This window comes from Leclercia sp. UBA1284 (genome assembly GCF_002308415.1).
GTDB lineage: Bacteria > Pseudomonadota > Gammaproteobacteria > Enterobacterales > Enterobacteriaceae > Enterobacter > Enterobacter pneumoniae.
This window is the reverse complement of record NZ_DBUS01000006.1, coordinates 645,680-665,299: the sequence shown is the minus strand read 5'-3', so window position 1 is coordinate 665,299 and position 19,620 is coordinate 645,680. Positions and strand designations below refer to the sequence as shown.

The 19,620-nt window shown below is 55.6% G+C and carries 15 protein-coding genes; 7 read left to right on the top strand and 8 right to left on the bottom strand.

What is annotated here, in order from left to right; all coding sequences use genetic code 11:
- Both B3511_RS06370 and lrp read right to left on the bottom strand, forming a co-directional pair.
- On the bottom strand, positions 1–2,186 hold a 2,186-nt coding region (locus B3511_RS06370; RefSeq protein ID WP_286777783.1), incomplete at its 3' end, for a DNA translocase FtsK 4TM domain-containing protein.
- A 133-nt stretch (positions 2,187–2,319) separates the two neighbouring features.
- Entirely contained in the window at positions 2,320–2,814 is a 495-nt protein-coding gene (lrp, locus tag B3511_RS06365) for a leucine-responsive transcriptional regulator Lrp (protein ID WP_000228469.1), read from the bottom strand.
- Positions 2,815–3,364: 550 nt separating this feature from the next.
- On the opposite strand from lrp, the gene trxB reads away from it, so the two are divergent.
- From trxB to infA, 5 genes are all read left to right on the top strand, one after another.
- Positions 3,365–4,333 carry a thioredoxin-disulfide reductase gene (gene trxB / locus B3511_RS06360; RefSeq protein WP_286777782.1) on the top strand — a complete coding sequence of 323 codons (969 nt, stop codon included), beginning with the start codon at positions 3,365–3,367 and terminating at the stop codon, positions 4,331–4,333.
- Between the two features lie 114 nt (positions 4,334–4,447).
- Positions 4,448–6,214, top strand: a complete 1,767-nt coding sequence (gene cydD / locus B3511_RS06355; RefSeq protein ID WP_046886845.1) for a heme ABC transporter permease/ATP-binding protein CydD — start codon at positions 4,448–4,450, stop codon at positions 6,212–6,214.
- Positions 6,214–7,935, top strand: a complete 1,722-nt coding sequence (gene cydC, locus B3511_RS06350; RefSeq protein ID WP_286777781.1) for a heme ABC transporter ATP-binding protein/permease CydC — start codon at positions 6,214–6,216, stop codon at positions 7,933–7,935. Before cydD ends, cydC begins: the two co-directional genes overlap by 1 nt.
- A gap of 243 nt (positions 7,936–8,178) precedes the next feature.
- Positions 8,179–8,883, top strand: coding sequence for a leucyl/phenylalanyl-tRNA--protein transferase (aat, locus tag B3511_RS06345; RefSeq protein ID WP_286777780.1), 705 nt, complete (start codon positions 8,179–8,181; stop codon positions 8,881–8,883).
- A gap of 287 nt (positions 8,884–9,170) precedes the next feature.
- Positions 9,171–9,389, top strand: coding sequence for a translation initiation factor IF-1 (gene infA, locus B3511_RS06340; RefSeq protein WP_002211347.1), 219 nt, complete (start codon positions 9,171–9,173; stop codon positions 9,387–9,389).
- Positions 9,390–9,654: 265 nt separating this feature from the next.
- On the opposite strand, the gene B3511_RS06335 is transcribed toward infA, so the two are convergent.
- The 3 genes from B3511_RS06335 to clpS all read right to left on the bottom strand — a co-directional run bounded on the left by B3511_RS06335 (position 9,655) and on the right by clpS (position 12,916).
- Positions 9,655–10,092, bottom strand: a complete 438-nt coding sequence (locus tag B3511_RS06335) for a hypothetical protein (RefSeq protein ID WP_286777779.1) — start codon at positions 10,090–10,092, stop codon at positions 9,655–9,657.
- A gap of 197 nt (positions 10,093–10,289) precedes the next feature.
- Positions 10,290–12,566 (bottom strand): ATP-dependent Clp protease ATP-binding subunit ClpA, encoded by a 2,277-nt coding sequence (clpA, locus tag B3511_RS06330; protein WP_286777778.1) that lies wholly within the window; start codon positions 12,564–12,566, stop codon positions 10,290–10,292.
- Positions 12,567–12,595: 29 nt separating this feature from the next.
- On the bottom strand, positions 12,596–12,916 hold the full coding sequence (gene clpS, locus B3511_RS06325; protein ID WP_046886849.1) for an ATP-dependent Clp protease adapter ClpS: 321 nt from the start codon (positions 12,914–12,916) through the stop codon (positions 12,596–12,598).
- 305 nt (positions 12,917–13,221) lie between these two features.
- On the opposite strand from clpS, the gene cspD reads away from it, so the two are divergent.
- Positions 13,222–13,443: a cold shock-like protein CspD gene (gene cspD / locus B3511_RS06320; RefSeq protein ID WP_040076353.1), complete on the top strand. Its 222-nt coding sequence runs from the start codon at positions 13,222–13,224 to the stop codon at positions 13,441–13,443.
- A 68-nt stretch (positions 13,444–13,511) separates the two neighbouring features.
- Here the strand turns inward: cspD and macB are convergent, their stop codons facing one another.
- Together macB and macA are read right to left on the bottom strand one after the other, a co-directional pair.
- Positions 13,512–15,452, bottom strand: a complete 1,941-nt coding sequence (gene macB / locus B3511_RS06315) for a macrolide ABC transporter ATP-binding protein/permease MacB (RefSeq protein WP_286777777.1) — start codon at positions 15,450–15,452, stop codon at positions 13,512–13,514.
- Entirely contained in the window at positions 15,449–16,564 is a 1,116-nt protein-coding gene (macA, locus tag B3511_RS06310) for a macrolide transporter subunit MacA (protein ID WP_286777776.1), read from the bottom strand. The genes macB and macA overlap by 4 nt, the downstream gene beginning before the upstream one ends.
- A gap of 161 nt (positions 16,565–16,725) precedes the next feature.
- Here macA and B3511_RS06305 point away from each other — a divergent pair, with 161 nt between their 5' ends.
- Positions 16,726–17,670, top strand: a complete 945-nt coding sequence (locus B3511_RS06305; protein ID WP_286777775.1) for a VirK/YbjX family protein — start codon at positions 16,726–16,728, stop codon at positions 17,668–17,670.
- Here B3511_RS06305 and B3511_RS06300 read toward each other — a convergent pair.
- Positions 17,667–19,325, bottom strand: coding sequence for an ATP-dependent endonuclease (locus tag B3511_RS06300; RefSeq protein WP_207293350.1), 1,659 nt, complete (start codon positions 19,323–19,325; stop codon positions 17,667–17,669). The genes B3511_RS06305 and B3511_RS06300 overlap by 4 nt on opposite strands.
- Between the last annotated feature and the right edge of the window lie 295 nt (positions 19,326–19,620).

Here is a 19,620-nt window from a genome sequence, read left to right as displayed (position 1 = left end):
TGCTGCTGAGGTGCTGGCGCATACTGTTGCGGTGCCACAGGCTGCTGCTGGGGCGCTGGCGCATATTGTTGCGGTACCACAGGCTGCTGCTGAGGTGCTGGCGCATACTGTTGACGAGGCGGTTCCGCCTCCGGCATAACGCTCGGCGTAAACAGCGGCTCGCTCGGGGTGTCATTCACCAGATCTTTCATTGGTGAAAATTCAAAGTCCGACAACGAGAAGGGATTCGCGCCTGACGGCTGCTCGCCTGAATAGCGCTGCTCTTGAGAGGCAGCAAACTGACGAGCCAGTTCTGCTTCGGCAGCGTCATCTTCTTCGTTCTGAGACGCGTAAGGCTGCACCTCAGTCTGATACTCTTCGCCATAGCGCTGCTGTTGTTGCGCAGCAAACTGGCGAGCCAGCTCATCCTGGTGCAACTCATCAGCCTCATCGTATTCCGCATCCACCCTTTTTTCTTCTGGCTGACGCTGCTGAGAGGGGATCTTAATCCCGAAAGAGGCGGAAGCCAGCTCACGCCGGGTTGGGACGCGGACGCGGTTCGGGCGAGGCAGTTGCGGGCCAATGCCCTCTTTCACCTGGGCGCGCGGCGCACCGGAGCCGCCATTGGCGAGGCTAAATACAGGTGCAGCGGCCGCTGCGGCTGCGGTTGCTGAAACAGTATCCTGCTTCACGCCGGCTGCCGCCGATGAAACGGAGGCCGTCGGATCAACCTCTGGCATCGCCGGTGCAGAAACGGGTTGCGAAGAGACTGGCGCAGAATTCGGCTCCGGCACCGGTTGATACCAGGCTGCAAGCTGTTCGCGTTCGCGAGCACGGCGCTCTTCGACCTCTTCGAAATAGTACATAGGCGGACGAGCCGGCCTGGTCTCTTCCACTTCCGGCTCGGGTTGCGGCGCAACGTACGGTTGTTCAGTCGCTAACGGTTGCTGCGGCGCGACCGGCTCTTGATACGGCTGAGCAACGGGTTGTTCATAGTCTTGATAAGGTTGCGGCTCGTAAACCGGCTCTGGCTGATAAGGTTGCTGCCACGGCTCCTGTTGAACCGGCACATAGCTCTGCGGCTCAGGGGCAATCGTCGGCTCAGGGGTGTGAACGCCAGGGGCAGTTTGCCAGTCAACCAGCGGCTGCTGCACTGCTGATTCGGGTGCCGGTACGGGCGCAGAAGGTGTCACCGCCTCCACTGGCGCGGCCCAGGCTTGCGCTGCGGTGGTCGCAACCGCAGCGGCCGCTACAGGTTCAGTCACGGAATGACCATTGAGCAGTGGATCGTATTCATCGTAATCGCCCGGCGTCGCACGATGGCCTGAAAAGAGCACATCGTCAGGGTCAACGGCTGCGCCGCCCGCGCTGTATGCAACCTGCTCGTCGTCATCCATCCGTTTACCGGAGAAGAGCGCCGCGTCGGTCTTGCGGGCTAGCGGGTTGCTGAATTTCTCGGCGACACGTTTACGACGGGCCAATGCCCCACGCATGATGCGTGCGCGACGCGATTCACGCTGCTCGGCGTGCTCTTCGGCCTCTTCATAATCGTCTTCGTACTCATCTTCATCGACCCACGTATCGTCACGACGCGTACGATTACTGGCGAAGGTGAGAATGTTCAGAATCAGGCTGCCAATCTTCTCGGCAATGCTCACCCATGACCAGCCTGTAAACAGCGTCAGGCCTGCGGCCCAGATGCAGAGCAACGCCAGCGTACCGCCGCTGCTGTGCAGCATCGGCTGCAGAGCGGTGCTTAGCAGACTGCCGATCACCCCGCCAGAGGCAAAATACCAAATATCGTCGGCGTTAATCGCCGCCAGTCCACAGGAGGTGAGGATCAGCGCCAGCGCCCCAATCAGGCGCAGCGAGACCGCAAAATAGTCGATGTACTCATCGTTCTGACGATGACGCCAGGCGAACCAGCATCCACCGATGATAATCACCGGGATGGTGTAGGCCATTACGCCAAAAATGAAGAACAGGGTATCCGCAAGCCAGGCACCGGGTATACCGCCCAGATTATGAATAGGCTCATGCCACGCGGTTTGTGACCAGCTGGGATCGGAAGGGTTGAAGCTGAGTAAGGCTGCCATTAGCCAGATGGCAAAAAGGGCAGTAACAATCAGTAACGCTTCAAGGAGTCGGCGCCCACTGCTTAGCTTAGATAAATTGACTTCTTTGTCTTCAGTATATTCCTGGCTCAAGAAAGGCTCTCCAGGTACCAGGCATTTCCTGCCTGTTTGCTAAAACGGACAACAGTGCCGGTAAACCGACACTGTTGCTGTATGGATTAACAGGAGTGTAACCAAAGTACGCTGATTTTGCACCTGTTCCGTGTTAGCGCGTCTTGATAACCAGACGATTGCTCTGCTTGACTTCTTCCATCACCACGTAAGTACGGGTGTCGTTCACGCCAGGCAGTCGCAGCAGGGTTTCACCCAGCAGCTTACGGTAAGCAGACATGTCAGGTACACGGGTTTTCAACAAGTAGTCGAAATCACCGGAAACCAGGTGACACTCTTGAATTTCTTCCAGTTTTTGCACCGCAGCGTTGAACTGTTCAAACACATCCGGCGCGCCACGATTCAGAGTAATCTCAACAAATACCAGAAGTGAGGCATCCAGATAATGCGGGTTAAGCAGAGCCGTATAGCCCTGAATGAAACCCTGTCTTTCCAGTCGGCGCACACGCTCGAGGCACGGCGTCGGGGAAAGTCCCACACGTTTTGAAAGCTCGACGTTGGAAATACGCCCATCCTTTTGCAATTCATTAAGAATGTTACGATCGATACGGTCGAGATCTTTGCCAGGGCGCTTCTTGCTATCTACCATTATTATTGTCTCTCTGTATTCCTTCCCTAACTCCTGCCAGGACCCTGTGCACTTCACTGTTCAGAGTCTATACCCGTCGTTAATCGCATCGCCTGTTTTGTAGTTTGCGCGATAGCAATTGGGGTTATGTGGTAAGAAGACCGTTGCCCGTGGGCTGTCATCAACATCACGTATGGCGTCTGTCCACACCATGCGTAGATTTCGCTGACCGGATAAAAATGGCGATTATGTGCATGACTATGCGCTACACAAAGACCGCATTTTTTTCTTCCTTGAATGTTTTCGCAAAAGCGCAGGGGATTGTCAAAGCAAAACATCGATTTTTAGTACAACATGCCGGATATTCATTACGACCGGGCATTAATCCTCATTTTATCGCCTTACTTTCGACCGATTGTTCATGCGTTGTTCGCTCAAAAAGGTAATTGCCGGGCCGATTGATTGCTGATTGCTATTGCACATATCGTTAACAAAATCGCTGTGCCCTTTTTTTAAAGCGACAAATTCCCTACAATCGCGGGAAATGTCTGCCAACAACAATGGGGATCTCATGGGCACGGCCAAACACAGTAAGCTGCTAATCCTTGGTTCTGGACCTGCGGGATACACCGCAGCGGTCTATGCTGCACGCGCTAACCTGCAACCGGTACTGATCACGGGCATGGAAAAAGGCGGTCAGTTGACCACCACAACCGAAGTGGAAAACTGGCCAGGCGATCCGAATGACCTGACCGGGCCGCTGCTGATGGAACGTATGCACGAGCACGCGACCAAGTTCGAAACCGAAATTCTGTTCGACCACATCAACAAGGTCGATCTGCAAAACCGTCCGTTCACGCTGACCGGTGATAGTGGTGTTTACACTTGTGATGCGCTGATCATCGCTACGGGGGCTTCTGCTCGCTATCTGGGCCTGCCCTCAGAAGAGGCCTTCAAAGGACGCGGTGTATCCGCCTGCGCCACCTGCGACGGGTTCTTCTACCGCAATCAGAAAGTGGCGGTCATCGGCGGCGGCAATACTGCCGTGGAAGAGGCGCTTTATCTGGCGAATATCGCTTCGGAAGTGCATCTGATCCACCGTCGTGAAACCTTCCGCGCGGAAAAAATCCTGATCAAGCGTCTGATGGATAAAGTGGCCAGCGGCAACATCGTGCTGCACACTAACCGCACGCTGGAAGAGGTGACCGGCGACCAGATGGGCGTTGCTGGCCTGCGTATCCGCGATACTCAGAACACCGATAACGTAGAGTCGCTGGAAGTGGCGGGCCTGTTTGTTGCCATCGGCCACAGCCCAAACACCGGCATCTTCGAAGGACAGCTTGAGCTGGAAAACGGCTACATCAAAGTGCAGTCCGGTATTCACGGTAATGCGACCCAGACCAGCATCCCGGGCGTGTTCGCCGCAGGTGACGTGATGGACCACGTTTATCGTCAGGCAATCACTTCTGCGGGCACCGGCTGTATGGCTGCGCTGGATGCAGAACGTTACCTTGATGGGCTGGCTGAACAGAGCAAATAATCTTTACAAGTCAGTAACAAACGTAAATAAAGGCGGCCATAGGTCGCCTTTATTTTTCCTGGCGTGTAACATTGCCGTGCCTAATTTCTGATAACTTCACCTGCAAAGCACGCAATGGAAAAAACCCGTCAACAAGAGTTAACTCGCTGGCTGAAACAGCAAAGCGTTATTTCCCGCCGCTGGCTGAATATTTCCCGACTTCTGGGTTTTATCAGCGGCCTGTTGATTGTCGGTCAGGCCTGGCTGCTGGCCCGCATTCTTAACATGATGATAATGGAGAACATTCCGCGCGAGGCGCTGTTATTGCCCTTTGTCGTGCTGATGCTGGTCTTTATTCTGCGTGCATGGGTCGTCTGGCTGCGTGAGCGGGTGGGGTTTCATGCGGGGCAGCATATACGCTATGAGATTCGCCGCCAGGTGCTGGACAGACTTCAGCAGGCGGGCCCCGCCTGGATTCAGGGCAAGCCGGCCGGGAGCTGGGCGACCCTCATCCTTGAGCAAATTGACGATATGCACGACTACTATGCCCGCTATCTTCCACAGATGGCGCTCGCCGCTTGCGTACCGCTGCTCATTGTTATCGCTATCTTCCCCTATAACTGGGTCGCGGCCCTGATTCTGCTCTGCACTGCCCCACTTATTCCGCTATTTATGGCGATGGTAGGCATGGGTGCGGCCGATGCAAACCGCCGTAATTTTCTGGCGCTGGGCCGTCTGAGCGGGCATTTCCTCGATCGTCTACGGGGTATGGAGACGCTGCGTGTGTTCGGCCGGGGCGATGCGGAAATCGAAAATATTCGCCTGGCCTCACAGGATTTCCGTCAGCGCACCATGGAAGTTTTACGTCTCGCCTTCCTCTCTTCCGGCGTGCTGGAGTTCTTTACCTCCCTCTCCATTGCGCTGGTAGCGGTCTATTTTGGCTTCTCTTATCTCGGCGCCCTTGATTTTGGTCACTACGGCACGGCCGTTACGCTCTCTGCAGGTTTCCTGGCCCTGATTCTGGCACCAGAATTTTTCCAGCCGCTTCGCGATCTGGGAACCTTCTATCACGCCAAAGCGCAGGCCGTGGGTGCCGCCGACAGCCTGAAAACCTTCCTGGAGACGCCGCTTGCGCATCCGCAGCGCGGCGATGTCACGCTAAATACAACACAGCCGGTAGCCATTCAGGCTGAGGATTTCTGCGTATTGTCACCTGAAGGTAAAGTGCTGGCAGGACCGCTGAATTTCACCCTGCACGCGGGTCAACGCGTAGTGCTTGTGGGTACCAGTGGTTCTGGCAAGAGCTCGCTGTTAAATGCGCTCTCCGGTTTTATGGCCTACAGCGGTTCACTGCGCGTTAACCAGACCGAACTTTCGGCACTGGATCCCGACGAGTGGCGTGCCCATCTGAGTTGGGTTGGGCAAAACCCGCAACTGCCTGCCGCCACGCTGCGCGAAAATGTCCTTCTGGCGCGCCCGGATGCCAGCGAAGAGGAGCTGAAATCGGTGCTCGATCGCGCCTGGGTCAGCGAATTCTTGCCGCTGTTACCCAACGGGGTGGATACCCGGGTGGGTGACCAGTCTGCCGGGCTCTCGGTAGGCCAGGCGCAACGTATCGCCGTCGCCCGTGCCCTGCTCAACCCCTGTCAGCTTTTACTGCTTGATGAACCGGGCGCCAGCCTGGATGCGCACAGCGAACAGCGGGTGATGTCCGCGCTGGATACAGCCTCGTTGCAGCAAACCACGTTAATGGTGACGCACCAGCTGGAAGGCATTGCCGGATGGGACCAGATCTGGGTGATGGAAAATGGCCGTCTTGTCGAGCAGGGAGATTACGCCACGCTCGCTACGGCGCAGGGGCCCTTTGCCGCCCTGCTGGCCAATCGTCAGGAGGATATTTGATGCGCGCGTTATTGCCTTATCTTGTGCTTTATAAGCGTCATAAATGGATGCTAACCCTGGGCGTTGCTCTGGCGATTCTTACCCTGTTAGCCAGTATTGGCCTGCTTACCCTTTCCGGCTGGTTCCTCTCAGCGTCCGCCGTGGCTGGCTTTGCGGGGCTTTACAGCTTTAACTATATGCTGCCCGCTGCCGGGGTCCGCGGCACCGCCATCACCCGTACCGCCGGCCGCTATTTCGAACGTCTGGTGAGCCACGATGCCACCTTCCGCGTGTTGCAACACCTGCGCGTCGATACCTTCAGCAAACTCCTTCCCCTCTCCCCCGCCGGGCTGGCGCGTTATCGCCAGGGCGAATTGCTTAATCGCGTGGTGGCGGATGTGGACACGCTCGATCACCTCTATCTTCGGGTGATTTCGCCATTAGTGGGCGCGTTTGTGGTGATTGTGGTCGTGACGCTGGGGCTGAGCCTGCTTGATGTACACCTTGCGCTGGTGCTGGGCGGGATCATGCTGCTGACGCTGTTTTTACTGCCCCCGCTGTTTTATCGTGCCGGGAAAACAACCGGTCAAAACCTGACCCATCTGCGTGGCGAGTATCGCCAGCAACTGACAGCGTGGCTGCAGGGGCAGGCAGAATTGACCGTATTTGGCGCCAGCCAGCGTTATCGTCATCAGATGGAGAATACCGAACTTAACTGGCACGAAGCCCAGCGCAAGCAGTCCGAACTGACGGCCCTTTCACAAGCGCTGATGCTGTTGATTGGTGGCGTTGCCGTGGTTGCGATGCTGTGGCTGGCCGCAGGCGGCGTGGGTGATAACACTCAGCCCGGCGCACTGATTGCGCTCTTTGTCTTCTGTGCGCTGGCCGCCTTTGAAGCGCTGGCCCCGGTTACGGGTGCGTTCCAGCATCTGGGCCAGGTTATCGCCTCTGCGCTGCGCATCACCGAAATCACCGGACAGACTCCGGAAGTGCGCTTTAGCGAAACCTCCTGTGAGTGTCCTGCCCGGCTATCGCTCACGCTCGAAAATGTCAGTTTTAGCTACGACGATAAAGCGCAAAAAGCGCTGGATAGTCTGAATCTGAACATTCCCGCGGGTGCACACGTTGCGGTGCTGGGGCGAACCGGCTGCGGAAAATCGACGTTGCTGCAGTTGCTCACTCGCGCCTGGGATCCGCAAGAGGGGGTTATTCGCTTTAATGACACCCCCCTGCCCCAGTTCAGCGAAGCTGCGCTGCGTAACGCCGTGAGCGTTGTGCCCCAGCGTGTTCATCTGTTTAGCGCCACGCTGCGCGATAACCTGCTGCTTGCGGCCCCTGCCGCCAGCGATGAAAGGCTCTGTGTCATGCTGGAAAAAGTGGGCCTGCATAAGCTGCTGGAAGATGAAGGGCTGAACAGCTGGCTGGGTGAAGGGGGACGTCAACTTTCCGGCGGCGAACTGCGTCGTCTGGCGATTGCCCGCGCGTTGCTCCATGACGCACCGCTTATGCTACTGGATGAACCTACCGAAGGGCTGGACGCGACGACAGAGAGCCAAATTCTCGATTTGCTGGCCAAAGAGATGCGCGGAAAAACCCTCGTGATGGTGACCCATCGCCTGCGTGGACTGGCTGCACTGGATCAAATAATTGTGATGGACAACGGACATATTATTGAGCAAGGTAGTCACGCAGAGCTGTTGGCGAAACAGGGTCGCTACTACCAGTTTAAACAACGTCTGTAGTCTACACCCGTCATACTTCGAGCTGCAGGTACGTTGGCTTTGTGACCGGATCCATCGCTGGGTCTGGTTCTGCGGTGGCGCTGCGAGCAGCGTTCAAATCTGCTCCCGGCAGATTCGTCGCTCACCCCAGTGACTTGCTGAGCGAGTCACTGGAGAATTGCGCCTATGCCCCTCTCCTGCAACGCGAAGTATTTGGGTTTATATTTGAACCGATCCTTACTCGCGTACTGGAGTTTTGCTGTCATGCGCCTGGTCCAGCTTTCTCGCCACTCTCTTGCGTTCCCTTCTCCGGAGGGAGCATTGCGTGAACCTAACGGCCTGTTGGCACTCGGCGGCGATTTAGGCCCGTCGCGTCTGTTAATGGCTTACCAGCGAGGGATCTTTCCCTGGTTCTCTCCAGGCGATCCTATATTGTGGTGGTCACCCGATCCCCGGGCGGTACTCTGGCCCACGGAGTTTCATCTCAGCCGCAGCATGAAGCGCTTCCATAGCCGCTCCCCCTATCGCGTCACGCTTAATCACGCGTTTGGCAAGGTGATCGAGGGCTGTGCTAACGATCGGCATGAAGGGACCTGGATCACCCGTGAGGTGATTGATGCCTACCATCGTCTGCATGAGCTGGGTTATGCCCACTCTATCGAGGTATGGCAGGGAGATTCGCTGGTCGGGGGGATGTACGGCGTCGCTCAGGGGTCCCTGTTCTGTGGCGAGTCGATGTTCAGTCGCGCGGTGAATGCGTCAAAAACGGCCCTGCTGGTATTTTGCGATCATTTCGTGCAAAACGGCGGTCAGCTGCTGGATTGCCAGGTGCTGAATGACCACACCGCGTCATTGGGCGCCGTGGAGATTACCCGCCGCGAATATTTACAGCATCTTGAAACAATGCGTCCGCAAAAATTACCGCAAAACTTTTGGGTGCCCACTACGTTATTTATGCCTCGGGGATAAATGTTTTACGCATATTTTTTTATCATGGTGCTATAATTGGTGCCGCAGAGTAGGTTCTGCCTGTTGCCCCGCCGCCGTTTGGGAATAGCTTGCATCAGATAACGTCCTGGCGTTTATCCTGTCTTCTCCCCTTTACGTATGCGCTTTTCGTACGGTCGTACCGTCACGTCGGGCAATGCGCCGAAGCTGCTTTGTTGCGTTTTAACCGCACAATTCTTTACTTAATTGATGAATTTCGGCATTATCTTGCCGGTTCAAAACTTGGTAGTGATACCCCAGAGGATTAGATGGCCAAAGAAGACAATATTGAAATGCAGGGTACCGTACTTGATACGTTGCCTAACACCATGTTTCGCGTAGAACTGGAAAACGGTCACGTGGTGACTGCACACATCTCCGGTAAAATGCGCAAAAACTACATCCGCATTCTGACGGGCGACAAAGTGACTGTTGAGTTGACCCCGTACGACCTGAGCAAAGGTCGCATTGTCTTCCGTAGTCGCTAATTGTTATTGCCTGCTAAGGCAGATGAATATTGAAAAAGGCCGGGATTATTCCTGGCCTTTTTTATTGCCTGCGCCTCCCCCTTCCTCAGAGGAACCTTAAAAGGGGTCCCGTAATAGAGGTTTCCACTACCCTCGCGCTGGCATCGCTAATACTGTGGGGAGAGGGTCAAAAAAGAGGCTTCTCAGCCACTACTCGCTTCCCTGCGTCGGGATCCCAAACGATGAGATCGAGAGGCATGGTGAGGAGAACAGTCATACTGTTTTGTTAGTGGGAAACCTTGAACACAAAGCAGGGCTCGCGCAGCGCGAGGCCATCACGCATAGACAGCGTCATATCGTGCAGCAAGCGGGTCAGATACGGCATCATATCGCGGTCGAAATGGGAAACCAGCAGCACATGGTTTAGTGCCCGGCAGTAATCACACCGGCCCTCGGTCTCTTTCAGTCGCCACCCCTCTGGCAGATACTGTACCGACTCTTCATCGAACGCGACAGTCTGATAATGGCGCATTGCGCCTTCCAGCGTCTCTTTTACCCTTGCAAGATAAGCTTCCAGACAACGGCAAACCGGCTGAATTTGTGGCAGCGACGAGCTGTCGAGCAGAATTTCGGTCAGTAAAGTGCATCGTTCCGTAAGGGTCGCCAGATCCGGATAACGCGCTAGCTCGCTGTAGGGATAAACCAAAGGGGTGTTACTGTCCATTCATCCTCCTTAACGCATGTCTATCCGCACTCTCAGGACGCCACTTATACCGGTATAAAAACACTTTACCACTGTGATTATATCCAGCCATCTTCTGTTCATTATTCTGGAAAGCGCCTCGCAAAATTCCAGCCTTGAGCGGTTGAGGGCAAAAAAAAAGCCGGGTTGTTAACCCGGCTTGTTACTTTTCAGTGACGTTAGTGTGCCGCTTCCGGCTTATGCTTCTGCGCACTTTGGAAATCGTACGTCAGCTCATTTTTCGCCTGATCCAACGCAACGGTCACCTGACCGCCATCCACCAGCGAACCAAACAGCAGTTCGTTGGCCAGCGGTTTCTTCAGGTTATCCTGAATTACACGCGCCATCGGACGGGCACCCATCGCACGGTCGTAGCCTTTCTCGGCCAGCCAGTTGCGGGCCTCCTGACTCACTTCCAGCGACACGCCTTTCTGATCCAGCTGAACCTGCAGCTCGACGATGAACTTATCCACCACCTGATGGATCACTTCGGTAGAGAGGTGATCGAACCAGATAATGTTGTCCAGACGGTTACGGAACTCCGGCGTAAAGATCTTCTTGATCTCTTCCATCGCATCGGTGCTGTTATCCTGGTGGATCAGGCCGATAGACTTACGCTCAGTTTCACGTACACCGGCGTTGGTAGTCATCACCAGCACCACGTTGCGGAAGTCCGCCTTGCGCCCGTTGTTATCTGTCAGCGTCCCGTTATCCATCACCTGCAGCAGGATGTTGAACACGTCCGGGTGCGCTTTTTCGATCTCATCAAGCAGCAGTACCGCGTGCGGATGCTTGATCACCGCGTCAGTGAGCAGACCGCCCTGGTCAAAGCCTACATAGCCCGGAGGCGCACCGATCAAACGGCTCACGGTGTGACGCTCCATATACTCGGACATATCAAAGCGCAGCAGCTCGATACCCAGCGCTTTGGAGAGCTGTACCGTCACCTCGGTTTTCCCTACCCCGGTTGGGCCGGCGAAGAGGAAAGAACCGACAGGTTTGTGGTCATGCCCCAGCCCGGCGCGCGCCATCTTGATGGCTTCGGTTAAGGCCTCAATGGCTTTATCCTGTCCGAAGACCAACATTTTCAGACGATCGCCCAGGTTACGCAGCGTGTCACGGTCGCTCTGAGAAACGCTCTTCTCAGGGATACGCGCAATACGCGCCACCACGGACTCGATATCTGCCACGTTGACGGTTTTCTTACGCTTGCTGACCGGCATCAGGCGAGCGCGAGCGCCCGCTTCGTCGATCACGTCAATCGCTTTATCCGGCAGATGACGATCGTTAATGTATTTCACCGCCAGCTCTACCGCCGCACGCACCGCCTTCGCGGTATAACGCACATCGTGGTGCGCTTCGTATTTCGTTTTCAGACCATTGATGATCTGCACGGTCTCTTCAACCGACGGCTCGGTAATGTCGATTTTCTGGAAACGACGTGCCAGCGCACGGTCTTTCTCGAAAATGTTGCTGAACTCCTGATAGGTGGTAGAGCCCATCACGCGGATTTTACCGCTGGAGAGCAGCGGTTTAATCAGGTTGGCTGCATCCACCTGGCCGCCGGAGGCCGCACCTGCGCCGATGATAGTGTGGATCTCATCGATAAACAGGATACTGCTGGTGTCCTGCTCCAGCTGTTTCAGCAAGGCTTTAAAGCGTTTTTCGAAATCACCGCGGTATTTGGTACCCGCCAGCAGAGAGCCGATATCCAACGAATAGATGGTGCAATCGGCCATGATTTCCGGAACGTCGCCCTGCACAATACGCCAGGCGAGCCCTTCGGCAATCGCGGTTTTACCCACGCCCGACTCACCCACCAGCAGCGGGTTATTTTTACGGCGACGGCACAGTACCTGGATAGCGCGCTCCAGCTCTTTATCGCGGCCAATCAGCGGATCGATACCGCCAACGCGAGCAAGCTGATTAAGATTGGTGGTGAAGTTTTCCATACGTTCCTCCCCGCCTGCTTGCTCTTCGTTATTGACCTGGTTGCTGGGATCAGATGGCTGATTCGGCTCGTCTTTACGCGTTCCGTGAGAGATAAAGTTCACCACATCGAGGCGGCTGACTTCATGTTTGCGCAGCAAATACGCAGCCTGCGACTCCTGCTCGCTGAAGATAGCGACCAGTACGTTAGCGCCCGTCACTTCGCTACGTCCGGAGGACTGGACATGGAACACCGCACGCTGCAAGACGCGCTGGAAGCTGAGCGTCGGCTGCGTGTCGCGCTCCTCTTCACTCACGGGCAGGACCGGTGTGGTTTGTTCGATGAAGGCTTCGAGTTCCTGACGTAGCGCCACCAGGTCCACCGAGCAGGCTTCGAGCGCCTCGCGGGCGGATGGGTTGCTAAGCAGTGCGAGCAGCAAGTGCTCGACAGTCATAAACTCATGTCGGTGCTCACGCGCTCTGGCGAAAGCCATATTTAAACTGAGTTCCAGTTCTTGATTGAGCATAGGCACCTCCCCCAATTTTCATGCCTGAATCAGGCTTTTTCCAGCGTACACAGCAACGGATGCTCGTTCTCCCTCGCATACTTGTTCACCATCGCCACCTTCGTCTCTGCGACTTCTGCGGTAAATACTCCGCAGATGGCTTTGCCGTGATAGTGAACGGCAAGCATCAGTTGCGTTGCACGTTCTACATCATAAGAAAAGAACTTTTGTAGCACGTCAATAACAAATTCCATTGGCGTGTAGTCATCGTTCATTAACATAACTTTATACATAGATGGCGGTTTTAGCGCGTCGCGCACTTCATCTTCCGCCAGCTTGTCGAAATCTAGCCAGTCGTTCGTCTTACCCATTGTCAGTCATCATCATCGTTGTACGCTGCCCTGACTGAGGATCATACATAACTTCAATCTACCCCAGTTGTCAGATAACTCTCATCTATTATTGCCATCCGCGATGTCTGTCACAATACCCGGCAATAGCGTTAACTGCTTCAAATTTTGGTTCATTTTTCCCCTTCCCCCGCCGGCAAACGCTTGACGATCTGTTTGGTTTATCTAAATTAGACTGGCGAGAGTTGGCGAGGTTTTGAACAGCCCCCGCTCCGCCACCGGTTCATTCCATCTTAATTAATAAGACTTACGAAGGATGTCGAAGCATGGAAACGGGTACTGTTAAGTGGTTCAACAACGCCAAAGGGTTTGGTTTCATCTGCCCTGAAGGCGGCGGCGAAGATATTTTCGCTCACTATTCCACCATTCAAATGGATGGTTACAGAACGTTAAAAGCCGGGCAGTCGGTCCGGTTCGATGTACATCAAGGGCCAAAAGGCAATCACGCAAGTGTGATTGTGCCCTACGAAGTCGAGGCGACCGCCTAGCTCTCTGCTTCATTGTGTACATCATGCAGTCAAAATGCCAGCCCGATCGGCTGGCATTTTTATTTCGCTTATTCTCGCGCTAGCGCATCCACCGGATCCAGCCTTGCCGCATTGCGTGCAGGCAACCAGCCGAACAAAATGCCGGTGAAGGTTGAGCACAAGAAAGCGGTCATTAGCGCCATCGGCGAAAAGCCAATTTCCCAGCCCGGTAAAAAGAGCTGCAACGTAAACGCAATTAATAGCGAGAGGGAGATGCCCAGCGCACCGCCCACAAGACAGACCAGCACCGCCTCGATTAAAAACTGCTGAAGCACATCGCTGGCCCGGGCGCCCACCGCCATGCGGATGCCAATCTCCCGGGTTCGCTCCGTGACCGACACCAGCATGATATTCATCACCCCGATGCCGCCCACCACCAGTGAAATGACCGCCACCAGCGTCAGGAACAGCTGAAGAGTACGTGTGGTCTTTTCCGCCGTTTTCAAGAGGCCGTCCATGTTCCAGGTGAAGAAATCTTTCTTGCCATGCCGCAGCGTTAACAGGCGTGCAAGCTGCTGCTCGGCCTGGGTGCTATCGTACCCCTCTTTCACGCGCACGGTGATGGAGTTCAGCCACGACTGCCCCATAATACGCCCGGAGATAGTGGTATAGGGCAACCAGACGCGGAGGATCTTACTGCTGCCAAACATCGACTGCTTCTCTTCGGCGACGCCGATGACCGTTGCGGGCATGTTGCCCACCAGAATCACCTCGCCCACCACCTTCGCCTTATTCGGAAAGAGCTGACGACGTGAATTGGCATCCAGAATCACCACCTGCGCGCGCCCGACAAGCTGCTCAGCGTTGAAGGTCGCCCCCTCGCTAAAGGCCATGCCGTAAACGTTGAAATAGTCGCCGCTCACCCCGTTAGCGCTGGCCGCCACATCAATATTGCCGTAGCGCAGGCGTAAGTTTTGCGACACCGCTGGCGTGGCCGAGTTGACCCACGGCTGCTTCTGGATCGCGGCCAGATCGTCATACTTCAACGCCTGCTGGAACTGCGGCTCGTCATCGCCAAAATCCTTACCGGGATAGACATCAATGGTGTTGGTCCCGATAGCGCGAATGTCGGCCAGCACCAGCTGCTTGGCCGCATCGCCGACCACCACAATCGAGACCACCGAAGCGATACCGATAATGATGCCGAGCATCGTCAGCAGGGTTCGCATTTTATTGGCCGCCATCGCCAGCCAGGCCATGGTCAGTGCCTCACGAAAACTGCTGGCAAACTGGCGCCAGCCGGAGGGGGGCGGTAGCGCCACCTGCTGACTGCGTGTTTGGCCCTGCTTTGCCGGAGGATTGCTGACCAGCTCGCCATCCCGGATCTCCACGATGCGCTCTGCCTGGGCGGCAACCTGGGGATCGTGGGTGACAATGATCACCGTATGCCCCTGATCGCGGAGTTGGTGCAGGATTGCCATCACCTCTTCGCCGGAGTGGCTGTCGAGCGCCCCGGTGGGTTCGTCAGCGAGGATCACCTGCCCGCCGTTCATCAGAGCACGCGCGATACTGACGCGCTGCTGTTGACCGCCGGAAAGCTGCGAGGGTTGATAATCGACGCGCTCGCCCAGCCCCAGCCGGGTTAAGAGCGCCTGTGCCCGCTCCAGCCGTTTGCGGCGCTCTACGCCCGCGTAAACGGCTGGCACTTCGACGTTCTGTACGGCGCTCAGATGCGAGAGCAGGTGATAACGCTGAAAGATAAACCCGAAGTGCTCGCGGCGCAGTTTGGCCAGGGCATCCCCACTGAGGGTCGACACGTCGGTGCCCGCCACGCGGTAGGTGCCGCTGGTGGGTTTATCCAGACAGCCGAGAATGTTCATCAGGGTGGATTTACCGGAGCCCGAGGCACCGACGATGGCGACCATCTCACCCGCTTCAACCTGCAGAGTGATGCCTTTCAGCACCTCTACCTCGCCATCCCCCGAAGGGTAACTCCGGCGAATTGCATTCAGTTCAAGCAAAGCGGTCATTTACCCGCTCCCGGCAGGCTCTCACTGACGACGACCTCATCCCCCTCTTCCAGCCCTTTCACAACCACCACGTCCGTGTCATTGCGCGAGCCGAGGCTGACCTCACGCTCACGGGTCTCGCCGTTACGCAGCACTTTGACTTTATAGCGATTATCTCCGGTCGATTCGCCCAGCGCCGCCAGCGGTACGGTCAGCACATTTTTCTCGCCGGTGAGCTGGATATGCACCTGCGCGGTCATCTCCAGACGCAACACCCCTTTTGGGTTCGGGACTTCAAAGCGGGCATGGTAGAAAATGGCGTCGTTGACCTTCTCCGGCGTTGGCAGGATATCTTTCAGCACCCCTTCATAGCGGGTTTGCGGGTCACCCAGCACGGTAAACCAGGCTTTTTGACCGGGTTTAAGGTGGATAACGTCCGCCTCGGAGACCTGGGCTTTCACCAGCATGGTGCTCATGTCTGCGAGGGTCAGAATGTTTGGAGCCTGCTGAGCGGCAATCACCGTCTGCCCTTGCAGGGTAGTGATTTGCGTCACCTCACCGGCCATCGGCGCGACGATACGGGTATACTCGAGGTTCGTTTTGGCGCTGTCGAGGCTGGCCTGATTGCGTTTGATTTGCGCATCAATGGTGCCAATCTGCGCCTGCTTCACCGCCAGTTCTGTGGCCGCTGTATCCAGATCCTGACGAGAGATGGCCTGGGTTTTGGCCAGTTGCTGCTGGCGCGCCAGCGTCACCTGGGCCAGTTTACGCTCTGCTTCGGCTTGCCCGCGCTGGGCGCGCAGCTCCATCAGGGTCGCTTCCACCTCTTTGATTTGGTTCTCAGCCTGCTCAGGATCGATAACCCCCAGCAGTTCCCCTTTTTTCACTTTATCCCCAATTTCAACCGACAGCGTTTTCAGCTGCCCGCTCACCTGTGCGCCCACGTCGACTTTACGCAGTGCATCAAGTTTACCGGTAGCCAATACGCTTTGTTGCAGCTCGCCCGGGCGGACAATAAGCGTCTGGTAGAGAGGAGTGGGTTTATTTAGCGTCTTCCAGACAGCAATCAGCGCAACGAAAATAATAATCGCAGCAAGGATATACCGCTTTTTGAGCTTACTTCTGATCTTCATAACGATCCTGGTTCCTTCGAATGTTCCATCAAAATGAGAAGGCTAATATCAACTGGGGTTAAACAAGGTTTGAATAGTAATGAGAGTACCAGAGTTATTGATAATTCGTTAAGTTAACAAATGATGAAATCACCCCATCAATAATAATGGATGGTTTCACTATGTCGCAGCTTACTGATAACGCGCTCACGCCCCCCCCCCTCACTCGCCTGGGACTGTTTTTTGACCTGCTCAGCGGAAAATGGCGGCCGGGTAAATTCTGGCACCAGCGCAGCTTCCGCCGTAAATTTCTGCTGCGCTCGTTAATGATGCCACGTTTAAGTCTGGAGTGGATGAACGTTCTGGCCCAGTTGCCGGAGCTCAATCAGCTGTTGATCCGCCAGCCCCGCCTGCCCGTGCGCCTGCATCGCCCCTATCTGGCGGCCAACTTAACCCGTAAGCAGAAGCTGGACGCCGTTCGTTATCACTACAGCCGCCTCTACGCCACCCTCTCCCCTGAAGAGCTGCGCAACTATCTGCGCGGCAACGGCCTGGTGCTGGCACAGCTGCAGGGCAAAGATGGCGACACATATACCCTGGAGTTCACGATGATGATCTCGCTGGATAAAGAGGGCGACAGCACGATTTTAATGCGTAACAGCAGCGGAGAGACGCTGGCAGAGATGACCTTTACGCTCTGTGAATACCAGAATCAACCCACGCTGTTCATCGGTGGGTTACAGGGAGGCAAACGCGAATTGCCGCACGAAGAGATTCAGAAAGCGACCAAGGCCTGTCATGGTCTCTTCCCGAAACGTCTGGTTATGGAAGCCGTCTGTCAGTTTGCCCAGGCGTTTAACATCAACCAGATCCTGGCAGTCAGCAACGAAACCCATATCTATCGCAGCCTGCGCTACCGCGATAAGAAAGATAAAATTCACGCCGACTACAGCGCCTTCTGGGCCTCTGTGGCCGGCGAATGTGATGCAAGCGGCTATTATTACATTCCCTGCGTCATCCCCCGTAAAAGCGAGGCTGACATCGCCAGTAAAAAACGAGCTGAGTATCGCCGCCGATATCAGTTACTGGATGCGGTGCCGGCGCAAATGAGCGGTCTGTTTCGTTAATCCGCCCGACCGCGCGCCAGCCAGAGCACGCGGGAGAACATTTTTCGCAGTAACGTGGGAACCGAATCGACCCCACGGCGCCCTGCTTCCATCGCGACTTCAATGGCCAGATCAGGTTTGGATGAGCGGTGAATCGCCTTAGTAATGACCCGCCGCATGTTCATAGGGACATCGGCGGGGATCATCGCCACCCGGTGGAAGACATCGGCAAAACCCTGTCGGTACATGAAATGCTCCATATCCATCGCGGGCAGTTCGGTCAGATGATCGCGTTCCTCATCCCGATCGTGATTGAGTAACCCACGAACGGTAGCGGCATATTTTCTCCCCGCCTCGTCACCATCCACCAGAACGTGCCACTCAATGCCCATCCGGCGGGCGAATTTAATCAGCGGCTTGAGGCCGGACTGGGCGAACTCAATGACCTTAATGCCCTCAGCATCAAAATGGTGCCCGCACTGACGGGCCAGCTCGTTGATGACCCAGGTTTCGGTTTCGCCCTCTACCAGCAGCCAGCAGCGGGCAAAGAGCGAAGAGGCGCGGTTAAAACGGATATGAAAAGCGATGCGGCGACTCTCTTCAGCATTCATTCCACCCGGTCCAAGGCGAAATGCCGAGACGCGTCCCGACTCACGCACCAGCCGACAGACCTGCTCCACCGGCGTAAGTGACAATAGCTCACCCGAGTTGGTGGTGGTGATGCGCTGTAACGGCAGCAAATTCAGCAGGTGCCAGGCCACCGATAGCATGATGGGGTGCAAGCGCGTTTCCGGATCTTCAACCAACAACAGCGGTCGGGCATCCCTGTCCAGTCGCACGGTCCCTTTTGCCTGCAGCAAGGTAGAGAAGAGTCCCAGCAGAATCACCCGGTGCGATCGTCCGCCGGGTTTGTCGATCATCCGGTTAATGATATCGAGATAACGCCAGCTTCGCTGCTCATCGTGGGACCGTCGGCGCATCAACCGGTTGCGCACGGGCGAGGAGCCCTGCTCGGAGAAGTAGTGTTCAAGCAACTGCACCATAGCAGAGAGACCCTGACGGATCTGGCCATCGCTAAGATTTTGCGGACGCGCCACCAGCTCGCGCGCCAGATAATCCAGCTCACGGGCGGTAACTTCCACCTCCGGCATAGCAGGCACCGACCCCGTGCGGATGCGGCGCATAAAGCGGGCATCCCGTAAGCGCAGCACCGGCACCAGACGGATAAGATGACGCGCCAGCTCGTCGATATTGTCCCTCTCCAGGGGATTACCCTCCGCATCGATAAAACTGCGCAGGGTCAGTACGCTCTCATCGTCCGCGAGTTCGCCCTCCAGACGGTAAAAAATACGCTGATAACCATCCTGACAAGGCACCCAGCACCCGGCAAGAGGCTGGTAGCGACGTACCCTGTGGCGGCCAGGATCGGTTTCCCGGAAGGTCAAAACAATGTGCAGATGGTGTTCCCGCCCCTGAATATCGCCCGGTGGGAACCAGAAGTCATCGCGAACGAAGTGATAGAGTTCGGCATCCGATGATAACAGCAGCGTGAGCGCGTCCAGCAGGCTAGATTTACCCCAGGCATTTTCCCCGATCAGGACGTTATTTTGTTCCAGCATCAGCGACAGGCGATTAATGCCGCGAAACCCTACGATTTCCACCCGTTCAAGCAGCATAGGTCCTCCGGGACAATGACACTCTTTCCTTTAAGTTATCAGCAGTATAGCGCCAGCAACCCCGGCCCGACAGTCGAATATTGTCAGGAGAGTTATGCCAGCAAATATAAAAATAAGAATATGACAAGGCACTTTCATTTGAAATTTAAAGAGGCCGGATATTAATATTCGTCGCCCGTTATCTCCCGAAAATTAAAAAAGGAATAACCTCGCATTGCCCTGAATCAAATTTGTGGGTTTTATTTCACTGGTGAACCATGCGGTTCATTTTTAAAATAACGCCGTTAAACATTGT